The following is a 12,574-nucleotide window of genomic DNA, read 5'->3' on the forward strand; positions in this document are numbered from 1 at the left end:
GGGCTGAACCAAGACTGCCCGTCGGCTGCACGTACCTGTCCAGAGCCGGAAAGGAGAGACGCCCATGCCGTATCTGATTGCCCCGGTCTTTAACTCAACGACGCTCAGACCGGTTCGGATTGAATTGCCTCAGTCGTTTCTGCTGCTGTCGGGAGAGGAAAAACTGTACAAGCTGGCCTCCCGTTTTCTTAAAAATCAAATGGACGAGAGCCGTCTGCTGTTTGACCGCAAAGTAAGGGCGGACAGCCTGTTTTTGTTTGCCGAATACCCTGATTTGAAGGTAAGGCAGGACCAAGCCTGGATCGAAGAAATTGAACAAAAGCTGAACCTGGCGGCATTGGACGGCATCTGCTCCATCCCGTACATCATCACGGCCCAGCCGCCGGTGTTTGGGATCACCTATTTGAAGCGGTCCAATGACGGGAAGAAATTTATCTTCGACGAGCGGACCGAAGAAATTTTTCAGTCCCTCATCTGGGACAAGCCGTCTTTGCCTCAACTGGCCGTTCGCCGCTACGCCCTCTCCCTGGAGAAGAAAAATCTGGAGGATCAACTGCTGGACTTGTGGATTGCGCTGGAATCGCTGTTTGTGCCCGACGGCAAAAAAGGAGAGATCACCTACAAGCTGCGGCTGCGCATGGCCTATTACTTCGGGGATACGTTTGCCGAACGGGAACAGGTGGCCCAGTTTGTCAAGCGCTCCTACAACCACCGCTCGGAGATCGTCCACAGCGGGAAGCTGCTGGGCAAAGCGTTGGAGCACGATGTGCACCGCCTGCGTCAAATGGCTCGCGCGGTTATATTAAACACGGCGATGGAGGGCATTACGCTGCAGGAATTGCGCATACGGCTGGACGAGCTGATCATCGCCGGAGAGAGTTACGCCAGCCGGTACAAGCCCACCTTCTTTGAACGAGTAAACCTGGAGTCGCTAAACAAGCGGAAATCATGAGTGTTTTCCTGGAAATAAATCTAGACGCCAGGCGAATCGAGTGGATGCAAAACAGGCAGCCCGACGCTTCTGTAAGCGGGCTGCCTGTTTTTGATGCGTGAGACTGACCATGCGGCGTGGTGGAATGCGGCGGATGGGGCGTGGGTCAAACCGGACAACGGTTGGTCTTAGTAGACGGCCCATGCATTGGGCAAAAAGCGGCCGCGTTCGTACGGGCAGGATGTCCTGGTGATGGCTTCCCCGTTGTACAGCATCATCGAGCTGGACCCGCCGTCCATGGCCATCGCATTGACGACGCCCCGTGCTGCCAGGATTTCCGCGACGTCGTTCATGCTGGCCCCGATGGAGTGGCCGGGCTGCCGTCCGTCGATGACCAGGAACACGATGGTGCCGTCCGCTTTTTGGCCGACAGCGGTGCGCGGCTGTATCCCCCAGCTTTTGGCGGGCTTGTCCGCAAACAGGTTTTTGCCGTTGACGATGAGCTGCGGCCGGAAACTCATCGCGTCCCGAACGCCCATGTTTACCAACTCCTGGGCGGAGTAATTGCCGGTCACCAGCCTGCCGTCGTAAGTGATGCCCAAGGCTGTTTCCCCGCTCTTGGGGTTGTACCCCTGCAGGATTTTGCCGTCCTTGATCACCACGCCGTACGCTTTGGTTCCCTTGCCGTAGCCGTCCGGGTCGTAAAACCCGCTGGCGTTGACGATCCCGATGGCGTTGTACTTCTTGGCGAACTCGTCGAGAAGATCGCCCCGGTCTTTGCGCGTGGTGACGACCAGATGGACGCGGTTGGGATCGCTGATGTACATCAGCTTGCCTTTGAAATAATAACTGCCGCGCGCTTCGTCGATCTCCTCGATCTCGATCAGCTCCCTTGGCTTTTCCGGCGCGGGGATGTCGACCGGCCGGACGCCCGGCTGCTTCGTGTCCGCCACCGAATTAATGACGACAGGATTGCGAATCTGTCTTTTTAGTTCTTCCAGTTTGTCGTCGGGCAAAAACGTGTACGGTGCCCAGTAGTCGTGCTGCGTTGTCAGCAGCGTGCCGGCTGCCCATTCCCGCAGCTCATCGCCCGTATCCGTGCAAAACAGAAAGAGCGCGCCTCCCAGGGCAAGGGTGGAAAACGTGAACGTGCAGACAGCCGTCAACCGCCAGAACCAGTTCCACCGCCGGCTGCGCCGCTGCCTTCGCTTCCGCGTCAAGGTTCGTGACAAGGTGGTCATGCGTAATCTTCCCTACATTCATATTTATTTTTGTCGTATAAGTTTGACGATCGGACGGGAAAAAAGTTTCAGGGGACAGCGGGAGCGTTGGCGGACAGACTAACTGCAGGAGGTGAGGCGCATGCGCGGTTATGACAAGGAATTTCAACAACAGGTGGAAGAGTACATGAAAAATCCGCCCGGGACGCACAACCAGCACAGCGAGAAAGATCGGCACGACAAAATGGAAAAACGGGAAACCCGTCTCGATTCCAACAACCGTTGAGGGCATCAGGCGGATTTCAGCCGGATGGATCAGGTGGACGTACGGGTTGGATCAAGCGTTGAGGCATCCTGATTGGCGGTTTCGCTTGGCAGTCATTTGTGGTAAGCTTACCCATGATCATGTCTTGCCAGGAGGATTGTTGTGAGTACCACGTTTGCTGATTTCAAGCTGAGCGCACCGCTGTTGGAAGCGCTTGAGGAACGAAACATGAAGCGGCCCACACCCGTGCAGCAGGATGCCATTCCCGTCATTCAGAGCGGCCGAAACGCTCTGGTGGAATCGCCGACGGGAACGGGGAAAACGCTGGCCTATCTGCTGCCGCTGATCGACAAAGTGGAAGCGGACACCAAGGAGCTGCAGGTGCTGGTGCTGGCACCGACGCATGAATTGGTAATGCAGATTGCCAGAGAGGCGGAGCCGCTGCTCGCAAAAAAAGGGGCAACCGTGGTGCCGATCATCGGCGGCGTCGATGTGAAGCGGCAGGTGGAGCGCCTGAAAAAACGGCCGGCGCTGATTGCCGCCACACCGGGACGTCTGCTGGAGCTGATTGAGCAGCGGAAAGTAAAGGTGCACACCGTCAAAGCAGTGGTGGTGGATGAAGCTGACCGTCTTCTGGACGAAGGGTTTTCGCGGCCGGTCCAGGACGTGTTGAAACGGACGATGCGGGACACGCAGCGGCTGTTTTTCTCCGCTACCTTATCAGAACAGGTGGTGCAGCTTGCCTCGGCGCTTGCCGCCGAACCGGTGGTGATCCGATCGGCGGCGCCGGAGAACACGGCGGGTGTGGCGCACATGTACCTGGTCAGCGATCCCCGCAAAAAGGCGGACACGCTGCGTCGGCTGCTGCGTCTCGTCAACGCACGCGCGTCGATCGTGTTTGTCAATCAGATCGACAAGGTGGAGGAGATCACCGCCAAGCTCACATATCACCACCTGCCGTGCCGGTTGCTGCACCGTGACGCCAGCAAGGAGGAGCGGGCCCATACTTTGCAGCAGTTTCGCAACGGTGCGTTTCCCGTCCTGATTACCACGGACGTGGCGGCCCGCGGTCTTGACATTCCGGGCGTGGAATGCATCGTCCATTACGATCCCGCTCCCGATGCGGATACCTACATCCACCGCAGCGGCCGTACCGGCCGGATGGGACGGGCGGGTCTGGTCTTTTCCATTGTCACGCCGCAGGAGTTGTTTATCGTCCGCAAGTTTGCCAAGCAGACCGGTTTGTCCATCGTGGAAAAAGCGATGTCGTACGGTGCGCTGGTCGATCCCTCTGAGCTGCGCAAAAAGAACAGCGGCCGCGTACATAAGAAAGGACGCTTTCGTACAAAGTAGGAAAAGGAATACCTATTGATGCCCACAGGAGGTCTCCATGCGCAAAGATCGATTGGATGAAGAAGCTCTGCTGGTAAACGGCCCTGTTGGCGGCGAGCGCCTCTCCAAAAGCGAGCGGCAAACGCTGCGCCGGGAAGCGGGGGAACTGAAACGGCAGATGGAAACGGCCAAGAAGCAGCCGATTCACGAGTAAGCAAAAAAGAGCAGACGCAATCGGTATTGTTCATCGATTGGACTGCTCTTTTTTCACGTTCAAATACCCATCCAGATCAGCGAGCCACTCCTCGACACTGTCGTATGCCGGGTCGATTTGCAGCAGGCGGCGGATCATCTCCCGGATCTGCGGGGTGAGCGTCAACTCTTCTTCCCAACTGCGCTCCGGCTGGTTCTCATCTGCGCGATACCCGGAGTAGAGCAAAAACAGGAAAAAGTGGCCGAGGGCATACAGGTCGCTTGTCGGCTCCACTTGCCGCTTCAACTGTTTTTCCTCCGGATAGTCACTCAGGTCCTGGGCGATGTAGGTGGGCGGGTCTCCCCGGAATCGGGCCAGTCCAAAGTCGATCAGATGGAGCCTGCCTTCCTGCCAGATCACGTTGGGGATGCGGATGTCGCGATGAATGACGTTTTTTTCGTGCAGATAGGCGACCAGCTCACCCACCTGCCGCATCAAGCGGGCCGCTTCCCACTCACTGAGCGCGGTCCCCTCTTCGAACAGCAGCTCTTCCAGCGTCGGCCCGGCGATGTATGACATCACCAGAAACGAATCGTTCCCGTGCCGAAACGACTCCAGCCAGCGCGGGATCTGCGGGTGGGAGAGGGCGGCCAGCACTCGCTGTTCGTAGTGCTGCATCGCTTCTCCCTTGGGGGAGCGGCGCAGGCTGGGCTTCACCTGTTTGATCACGACAACCCGTCCGGACGGGAGATGGACGGCCCGGTAGGCGATTCCGTAGCTGCCCATGCCCAGCACCTCTTCGATCCGGTAGCTGCCGACCAGCGTGCCGGGCTTGTACGGTCTGTCGCGCACGTTGAGGTTCCACCAGGCGCAAAGCTGTTTCCACATGAAGTGTCCCTCCTGTCTCCATGATACCATTTTCGGAAAAACGCCTGACCGTTTTTTCCGGCTTTGCTATAATCATGTCGTTCAGATATGGGACAGGAGCGAAGAACGGATGAATTTTGTCATCGATTGGCTGACGTTTTTTTTGATCGAACAACCGGAAGGAGAGGGAGGCGCCAAGCACGTTCGGATGAGCCGGTTCTTGTCCGGGGATGAATACCAGAAAAGCGAGCTGCGCCCGTTCTTGGACGGGGAATTTGCCCGGATTGCCAAGCGCAAGGTGGAGCCGAACCCGAAGAGCGAAGCCAGCCCAACCAAGCTGGGCCGCTTTGTGCTGGAGGAGGGACATCCGCTGGAGTCCAACCCCAATTACGCCCTGCTGCAGCGGCTCTTGGCCGCAGAGACGCCGGGGGAGAGCAGGGAACCTTGTCAGGAGCTGGTTCAGTCCTATCTGCGCACATCCCAGGTGAGGGGCGGGGTGCTCCTGGTCGTCCGCACACGGCTGGAAACGCTGGACGACCGGTACGTATTCATACTCAAATGCGACTTTGAACAGAAAACGGCCATCATCACTGATGAACACAGCCTGATCGCCAACGTCAACATGGCGATCAGCGCGAAAAACATGAAGTCGATGATGTACCCGCACATGGTCGAGCAGGGGATGAACGATCCGTATCACGTGAAGATCCATCAATTTTCCCATGCCCGGTACTTTGAAGAATTTATGCGTTTCATTGAATATCCGCAAACGCTGACCCAGCTCGTCTCGGAAGAAGTGCTGTCACTGGCCCGTCAGCACATCGAATACGTCTATCCGGAAGAAACGGAGGAGCGGCTGCGGGCAGAAGAGGAGATCGAGCTGATCGCCGCCAGCCCCAAGCGGGAACTGGCCGAAAAATGGGAACACGACACGGTGATGGAAGCCGCGCAGATCATCACCGAGCGGCAGCCGGAAGCAGAGCTGAAATTCAAGCTGGACCACATGCAGGTGCGGGCACTGTTGGCCGACTACGGGATCAATCTGCACATCGCCAAGACAAACGGCCGGTACGTGGTGCTGCTGGAAGGAGATGCGCTGCAGTTTGAACGGGGCGTATCACCTGTGGAATTTGCCAAGCCCAAAAGCCTGCATGAGGTCATAAGCGAGATTGAGGAACGCAGCCGTTCCTGCTCGGCAGCGCCGCCCGCCGCCGATCCGGACGACCGGCCGCCGTGGGAGTGAGATATGACAAACGAGGGGGAATCATCATGACAAACAATGTGCGCCAGTCACTGAAGCGGCGGGTCGTCGAACTGATCGGCAGGGAACTGCCGGACGAGCTGTTTTGCGAAGCGGAGGAGGACAGCCTCAGCATCATGCGGCGAGCGGACGGCTCGCCAGTCGTGTCCGTGATCCCGTTGGAGCCGCTTTATCGCCGCGTAGAGGACAAGCCGGACGAGCGGCGGACGGCTCTATACGCATTTGTCTCCCGCGTGCTCGCCGCCGTTCGCGGGCAGACGGCTGATCGCACCTTGGCCGGACGGGAAAGTCGGATCTATCCAGTCCTGCGGCATGCCTCGCTGCTCCGGGAGAACGCCGGGCCCTGGGTGTCTCGTCCGCACACGGAGGAGACGGCCATCCTGTACGCCTTGGACCACGGTGAGGGGTATACCCTGATTGAACGGGAGGCGTTGGCGGAAGCGGGCTGGTCGGAGGAGGAGCTGCACCGACATGCGATGGCCAATCTGCAGGGACTGCCCGTTCCCATCAAGACACAGCTGGTGGGACCCAACCGCATTTTTTTTATCAGTCCGCGCGACGGGTATGCCGCCAGCCGCGTGCTGCTCACATCCATGCTGGAGGAGATGGAACGCAGCAAGACAGGGGATGCCCTCGGCGTGGCTGTTCCCCATCAGGACGTGTTGATCGTGGCCGATCTGCACGGTGAGACCGGGGCCACGCTGCTGGCCCGGCTCGCGCAAGATTTCGCGGCCAAAGGGCCCGTGCCAATCTGTCCGCTCCCCTTTTTCTGGGAAAAGGGTGAATTGGTGCCGTTCCTGGTGGTGCAGCATGGCACTCACCCCCGCGTCAGGCGGCAGAAGAACCGTCGAGATTAGGCGGCGGATGCACCGGCAGCCTGCATCAGTTCGATAAACCGGCCCGATTCGTGGATGAGCCAGTAGGGATGGCGTGGACCGCGTATGTACAGTTCAGCCGCAGTCTGCAGCATGCGCTCCACCCTGCGCACGTCGCCCACCCGTCTGGCGCATTCTCCCATGATCATCCAGGGGTACAGGTCGCCGGTCTGAAAGATGTCGTAGTGGGGAAAGGCGGCCGTAATGCGCTCGTACAGGCCGCTGGCTGCATCGGGGGAGGCCAGTCCGTACACGATCGGAAACGCCTGGGAGGTGACGTCCGGGTACCACTTGCGCCAGCCGGGATACTTGCGATCGTACATCGCGTAGGCTGCCCGCGCCGGGCTGTACATCGCCGCAATTCCCCTGCGGCAGGCTTCCGCCCGATACTGCGCTTCCTGCGCCAGCGCGTCGTCACCGATAGCTGCAAACAGGGTGGCCGCATCTTCCAGTCCGACGGCCACTTCGCAATTGTCCATCAAATATTTGACCCGATACGAATGCTTCGCCCAGGTCAACCCGTCTTTTTGCTGCAGCCGCCCCACTGCCTGAAGCATTTTGGCCAACTCATCCCGGCGCTGCCGCAGCCAGTCTGTGTCGCCGGTGAGCCGCAGCCACTCCACAAGCAGACTGAAAAGCGTGGCGTGATAGCTGTCCTCGCTGTCGGCATTGCCGGTGTCCACTTCCCGTTCGCCGTCCAGCCGGTAGTCGTTGATGTAACCGCGTTCGTTGACGTGGTCCAGATACCAATCCACGTACTTTCGCACTGCCTCCCCTTCGCCGAGCCGGACCAGGGAGATCAGCGCCAGGTTGGTGAAGTACGGATTGATCTGGACGCGCCTGGGGGCCAGCCGAAATGCGCCGCTCGACAGTTGGCAGCCCAGCAGATACGCCTTCTGGTTTTCGATCAATGATTTCACGCTTCCGACACCTCCACATCGTGTCATTTCATGGCCGTAATCCTCTCCAACCCTTTCTCGGCGAGCTGCAGCGAGCGCAGATACGCCTCGCTCTCCATCGTCGGCAGATCATCCTCGTCTTCCAGCGCCTCCAGCCATTTCTCGTCACGATACCAGTCCACGCCGTCAGCCGGGGCGTGTTCCACATCCGGCCAGACAGCGCTCAGCACTGGGCTGTACAGCTTGGGACAGCCCGGCCGCAGCGCAGTGCCGTCGATGCGCGGCACGTAGACGGGGGCCGCTATTTCGTCGTGAGGTTTGGGAGAAAACAGGTGGGGCCAGTAATCGGCACGCGATCCCGTATGCGGAATGCGCTCCGCCCACCTGACAATCGCCTCGTGCCGTTGGTCATCGGCGTAGAGGAGCCGGTACAGCGTCTTGCCTGTGGATATGCGCTGCCGGACAGCGGGAAAACGGTTTGTCGCGATGCCGACGATGCTCAGCCGCCGGTCGGCGGGATGGGCCTTGTAGGGAAACAACACCTGGTTGAGCGAAAGCACGGACTGCACCTGATCCGTGAGGTTGGCCAAGACCTGCTCTCGGATGAACGGTTTGCGCACCACGCGCTGCTCAATGTACTGCTGTTCGTTGACGATCAGGGCGCGGGTGAGCCGCACGCTGTCCTTCTTTTCCAGAAACTCGCGCCACACTGGCTGCATGAAGCGGGAGACACCGAGGTGGGGCAGGAGGTGTGTCAGATCGGTTCCTGTCCGCTTCATCTCCGCATAGAGCAGCAGTTGGGCGTAGGCGTCGTGAAAAATCAGCCAGTTGTTTCGCTCCAAAAACCAGAAAAACGCCCGGATGTCCTGCTCGTCGATCAGGCGGGGGAGCCATTCGCCGCACAGATCGGTCATGCTCCAGCCGCTGTTGCGGGAGACCAGGTGGGCAAGCAGGGCCCAGTGCACTTCCGGGTGCTCGCGATAGAATGCGAGGTAGGCGGCCGTGCGGCTCACATTGTTGCGGTTGGCTGCCGCTGTCCGCCGACGAATCTCAGCGACCAGCGACATGTCGTGCGTGATGAAGGAAGACATGATGTTGCGCTCCTTGTGCAGTGGTTTTTCAGCAGGTGATACGCCAAGCGGCCCATTGGAGAACAGGGCTTTGGACGTGTCGGTGAAAAGTCATCCAACGGCTTGGGGCGTGAAAAAAGCAGGTCTCTGGCGACCCGCTCCTTCCGTCATCCAATCATTTCCAGAACGAGAAGCCTCATCTGCAGCCTCTCCCAGGCTTCTTCCCACGAGTTTCCGCAAATGACGACCAGTTCCGATTGGTATTCCGCTTCTGCGATGAAGATGCCGTCTCGTTCGTATATGCGCATGTGCAATCGTCCTTTCCTTGCTGCCTTTCAACTATTCTATGCTATGATGGGAAGGAAGATGCATCCAAAACGGACAAGACGGAAGAAATGGAGGACCATGCATGCGTGTAACTTTGACGGATGCAGCCCGTTCTGTTCTCACAGCGCTGGCCAACGAACGAAAGCAGGCGCTGCGAATCAACGGAGAACTGACAGGGGGCTGCGGCATGACGGTGGAATACAGCCTGTGTTGGGACGAACCGCTGAGCGGCGATCGGGTGCTGGAGGTAGAGGGGATGACCCTGTTGGTGGACAAGGAGACCGAGACCTATGTCGGAGCGGAGGAGTTGGTCATCGATTACCGTGAGCAACAGGGCTTTCGGCTGGTGACGCCGCAGGAGATTCTCGCCTACGGCCTGAAGGTCAAGGAGCGGTGGGGCTGACACCGCCGCTCACTTTGGGAGAAATTGCAGGAGAAAGGCGAGCATGCCGGCCGCGATGAGCGGTCCGACCGGGACGCCGCGGAAAAAGGTGACACCAATGATCGTGCCGAGCAAAATGCCGGTGACGACCAGCGGATTTTGCGTCATCAAGCTGGCCCCCTTCCCGCCCAGATAGGCGACAAAAATGCCGATCAGGACGGCGAGAACGGACTGCCAGTGAGTAAAGATGGAAAGAATCGTATCAGGGCGGATCTTGCCGCTCGCCAGAGGCGAAAGCACCCCGATCGTTAACACGACAATGCCAATCTGCAGGCCGTACTGTTCCAGAAAAGGGAACATTCGCTCCAGGTGGAGCAGGCGGATGAGCAGCAAAATCGCCACCGCAATGGAGACGGCCGGATTGTTGCCGACAATGCCCAGCGCCAGAAGCGCGAGCAGAACAAGATTGATGACATCCATAGTTGACGAAACTCGCTTTCTTTATTTTGCCCCTATTATATCCAATGCGGGGCAGTGTGTGGACAATATTTGACAGTCAAGCACCGCACCCGGGCCGTCCATGGAAGGAACGGGCGGCGCTTCTGAAACGGTGTGCAATGAAACAGCCGGCTGCAGCGAAGCGCCGGCTGTGTGGCGTCAGCGTCAATCACAGGGACAACGGCCGCAACCTTCCCCAGCTGCTGTCGCCTACACCCACGGCTCCAGCATGCCGACGGGATAGCCGACAGGCTCCGGTGAAGCGGGAAATTTGCCCCAGGCAAACACGCCGTTAAAGTATTCGATCGTAAACGGTTCGTCGTGGCCGTAGACTCGATAGCTACCGCCGACGCGAAACTCTGCGGTTCCGATGTAATACGATTTGGCCAGGAAAAATTTTTGCTGCAGGACGGCGTACTGTGACTCGTCACCGGCCTGCTTCTTTTCTTCTGCCGCGAGGCGCAGCCGTTCCATCTCTTCCTGCAGTTCGGCAAGGGTCATTTGACTGTACAAGCGCACGGTGCCCCCCTCCTTTCATCCCTATCATTGTAACAGGAAACAGGGGTTTCGGCCATGGAGCAAAGGCGGCGGATAAAAAAATGGCACTCCCAATGCAGGAGTGCCCAAGGGTAGGGGGCGATTGAGAAAAAAACCGATGGGCGCGGCGGACGCCGTTGGCAATCAGGCCAAACGTCACCGCCAGCAACAAGGTGCGTCACAGTAATCATGACGAGTTGGGGTCACAATTGATACTTGCATGACGACAAAAGCATCGGTGCTTTTCTCAATGATTGAAAAAGTGCGTACTGGTACAGATTAGCAAATAATTGTAAACAAACGGTAAAATAAAAATAAAGTTATGTTAAATGTGATCTAATAACGTGCATGCCTGCGGTCAGCGCGCAAACACGTGGTTGGCGATTCGCACCGTCAGCGGTCTCGTCCGAATCCAATCGGACGTCGCCGTTTTCGGATTGTAGAAGTAGAGGGACCCGCGAGATGGATCCTTGCCGTTAACGGCGTCCCGGACGGCCTTGCGCGCCGTATCGTTCGTCTTATACGTTAGATGGCCGTCATTTACAGGTGAAAAGGCGTTGGGTTGATAGATGACCTCTCGCACCGTGTTGGGAAATTGGGGCGATTTTACACGATTCAATACGACCGCCGCGATGGCCACTTGGCCTTCGTAGGGTTCGCCCCGGCCTTCCGCGTAAACGAGTCGGGCCAGCAGTTCCATTTCACGTTCGGTCAGCCGAACACGCGCTCTTGTGGCCGTGCGCCGCTCGTCACGACTCGCCCGGACCGCTGGGCGCCGCTCCTGTTGTCGGGGTTCAAGAGTTTTGGGGACGTCCGTCGCCAGTGCCATAGGTCCATGTGGCCGAGGCTCGTTCTGGGCGGGCGCGGTTTTTTTCGCCTGGGGTGCCGTTGCGCTGGTCGGCGTCACCAGCAGGCACACCAAGAGCAGCAAAATGCTGCCGGAAAAGAAGAAAAAGCGCGTTCGCGCCTCTCGTTTCATCACGAAGACATCACACTCCTTTTCGCTCTTAGCTTGCGGTCGCGTAAAGCGAATCGGGTCATTTGCAAGTCTATCGGTGAAACAACTGTGGTTCAAGAGGGAATGGATTCCATGCCCCCCAAAACAGCTCAGCCGGACCGCCGCGCGCATTGGGTGAACACGAGCGGACGGAACCGGAAAAGTCGGGCTGCGTCAAAAGCAAACGGCGCCGATCTAGAGACTGGCGCCGTTTGCTCCGCTTATTTTTCCTGAATGGTAATCGTTTTGATTTTGATCGGATCGGCAGGCATGCTCGCTTCGCCCGTAAGCGGGTTGTTTTTCACCTTGACGGATTCAATTTTTTTCACGACGTCCATGCCGCTGATTACCTTGCCGAAGATGGTGTAGTACGGGGTGTGCTTCAGGTTTTTCACATCATCGCCGGAGCCGATGAAGAACTGGCTGCCGTTGGTGTTGGCACCAGCGTTGGCCATGGCGACGACGCCCGGTTCGTAGACGTGGCCGTTGTTCAGCTCGTCTTCGAAATTGTAGCCCGGACCGCCGGTTCCGTTGCCCAGCGGATCGCCTGTCTGGATCATGAAATCCTTGATCACGCGGTGGAACGTCAAACCGTCATAAAACTTGTCCTTTGCCAAAAAGACGAAATTATTTACCGTTATGGGCGCGTCTTTGGCAAACAGTTCCACCGTGATGTCGCCCATCGTCGTGGAGATAACCGCCTGGTATTTTTTGTTTTTGTCAATTTGCATGGCCGGAGGTGTGGCGTACTTTTTCTCGCCCGTCGGCCCCGGCGGCTGTGCCGGTTCCTTGGAATTTTCCTTGACAGGCGGCTTCGGTTGAGGGGGCGCCGTTTCGCTGCTTCCGCCGGAACATCCCGCAATCAATGCGGCTGCTGTCAGACATGCGAGTAGGGTGGTAAACAGTCGTTTCATCTTGTG

General features: G+C 58.2%; 16 protein-coding genes. 7 read left to right on the plus strand and 9 right to left on the minus strand.

The annotated features are described in order from the left end of the window. The first annotated feature begins 64 nt into the window (after window positions 1-64). The gene (locus tag ETC00_RS14140; RefSeq protein WP_171566719.1) at window positions 65-952 is read left to right on the plus strand and encodes a HEPN domain-containing protein; all 888 of its coding nucleotides are present in this window, start codon (window positions 65-67) and stop codon (window positions 950-952) included. Between the two features lie 167 nt (window positions 953-1,119). Here the strand turns inward: ETC00_RS14140 and ETC00_RS14145 are convergent, their stop codons facing one another. Further along, entirely contained in the window at window positions 1,120-2,172 is a 1,053-nt protein-coding gene (locus ETC00_RS14145) for a phosphodiester glycosidase family protein (protein ID WP_171566720.1), read from the minus strand. 121 nt (window positions 2,173-2,293) lie between these two features. On the opposite strand from ETC00_RS14145, the gene ETC00_RS14150 reads away from it, so the two are divergent. The 3 genes from ETC00_RS14150 (at window position 2,294) to ETC00_RS14160 (ending at window position 3,962) form a co-directional block, all read left to right on the plus strand. After that, complete coding sequence (locus ETC00_RS14150) at window positions 2,294-2,437, plus strand: hypothetical protein (RefSeq protein WP_171566721.1); 144 nt, start codon at window positions 2,294-2,296, stop codon at window positions 2,435-2,437. 141 nt (window positions 2,438-2,578) lie between these two features. Continuing rightward, window positions 2,579-3,769 (plus strand): DEAD/DEAH box helicase, encoded by a 1,191-nt coding sequence (locus tag ETC00_RS14155; protein ID WP_171566722.1) that lies wholly within the window; start codon window positions 2,579-2,581, stop codon window positions 3,767-3,769. Between the two features lie 37 nt (window positions 3,770-3,806). Then, on the plus strand, window positions 3,807-3,962 hold the full coding sequence (locus tag ETC00_RS14160; protein ID WP_171566723.1) for a hypothetical protein: 156 nt from the start codon (window positions 3,807-3,809) through the stop codon (window positions 3,960-3,962). A gap of 30 nt (window positions 3,963-3,992) precedes the next feature. Here ETC00_RS14160 and ETC00_RS14165 read toward each other — a convergent pair whose 3' ends face one another. Then, window positions 3,993-4,829, minus strand: coding sequence for a serine/threonine protein kinase (locus tag ETC00_RS14165; protein ID WP_171566724.1), 837 nt, complete (start codon window positions 4,827-4,829; stop codon window positions 3,993-3,995). Between the two features lie 109 nt (window positions 4,830-4,938). Between ETC00_RS14165 and ETC00_RS14170 the strand changes: the two genes are divergently transcribed. Both ETC00_RS14170 and ETC00_RS14175 read left to right on the plus strand, forming a co-directional pair. Continuing rightward, window positions 4,939-6,051, plus strand: coding sequence for a DUF3900 domain-containing protein (locus ETC00_RS14170; protein ID WP_171566725.1), 1,113 nt, complete (start codon window positions 4,939-4,941; stop codon window positions 6,049-6,051). A 26-nt stretch (window positions 6,052-6,077) separates the two neighbouring features. Beyond that, complete coding sequence (locus ETC00_RS14175; protein ID WP_171566726.1) at window positions 6,078-6,926, plus strand: DUF1444 family protein; 849 nt, start codon at window positions 6,078-6,080, stop codon at window positions 6,924-6,926. Here the strand turns inward: ETC00_RS14175 and ETC00_RS14180 are convergent. The 3 genes from ETC00_RS14180 to ETC00_RS14190 all read right to left on the minus strand — a co-directional run bounded on the left by ETC00_RS14180 (window position 6,923) and on the right by ETC00_RS14190 (window position 9,221). Then, on the minus strand, window positions 6,923-7,864 hold the full coding sequence (locus ETC00_RS14180; RefSeq protein ID WP_371808908.1) for a hypothetical protein: 942 nt from the start codon (window positions 7,862-7,864) through the stop codon (window positions 6,923-6,925). The two genes, ETC00_RS14175 and ETC00_RS14180, sit on opposite strands and share 4 nt — an antisense overlap. A 23-nt stretch (window positions 7,865-7,887) precedes the next feature. Further along, window positions 7,888-8,934 carry a DUF2515 family protein gene (locus tag ETC00_RS14185; RefSeq protein WP_171566728.1) on the minus strand — a complete coding sequence of 349 codons (1,047 nt, stop codon included), beginning with the start codon at window positions 8,932-8,934 and terminating at the stop codon, window positions 7,888-7,890. Between the two features lie 146 nt (window positions 8,935-9,080). Next, window positions 9,081-9,221, minus strand: coding sequence for a hypothetical protein (locus ETC00_RS14190; protein WP_171566729.1), 141 nt, complete (start codon window positions 9,219-9,221; stop codon window positions 9,081-9,083). A gap of 101 nt (window positions 9,222-9,322) precedes the next feature. On the opposite strand from ETC00_RS14190, the gene ETC00_RS14195 reads away from it, so the two are divergent. After that, complete coding sequence (locus ETC00_RS14195; RefSeq protein WP_171566730.1) at window positions 9,323-9,643, plus strand: iron-sulfur cluster biosynthesis family protein; 321 nt, start codon at window positions 9,323-9,325, stop codon at window positions 9,641-9,643. A 9-nt stretch (window positions 9,644-9,652) separates the two neighbouring features. Here the strand turns inward: ETC00_RS14195 and ETC00_RS14200 are convergent, their stop codons facing one another. From ETC00_RS14200 to ETC00_RS14215, 4 genes are all read right to left on the minus strand, one after another. Next, entirely contained in the window at window positions 9,653-10,102 is a 450-nt protein-coding gene (locus ETC00_RS14200) for a DUF441 domain-containing protein (protein ID WP_171566731.1), read from the minus strand. A gap of 228 nt (window positions 10,103-10,330) precedes the next feature. Then, window positions 10,331-10,639 carry a DUF1811 family protein gene (locus tag ETC00_RS14205; protein WP_171566732.1) on the minus strand — a complete coding sequence of 103 codons (309 nt, stop codon included), beginning with the start codon at window positions 10,637-10,639 and terminating at the stop codon, window positions 10,331-10,333. 376 nt (window positions 10,640-11,015) lie between these two features. Continuing rightward, complete coding sequence (locus tag ETC00_RS14210) at window positions 11,016-11,639, minus strand: cell wall hydrolase (protein ID WP_171566733.1); 624 nt, start codon at window positions 11,637-11,639, stop codon at window positions 11,016-11,018. A 236-nt stretch (window positions 11,640-11,875) separates the two neighbouring features. After that, window positions 11,876-12,568: a peptidylprolyl isomerase gene (locus tag ETC00_RS14215; RefSeq protein WP_171566734.1), complete on the minus strand. Its 693-nt coding sequence runs from the start codon at window positions 12,566-12,568 to the stop codon at window positions 11,876-11,878. Between the last annotated feature and the right edge of the window lie 6 nt (window positions 12,569-12,574).

This window comes from Brevibacillus sp. MCWH (assembly GCF_013096935.1).
Taxonomy (GTDB): Bacteria; Bacillota; Bacilli; order Brevibacillales; family Brevibacillaceae; genus Brevibacillus; species Brevibacillus aydinogluensis.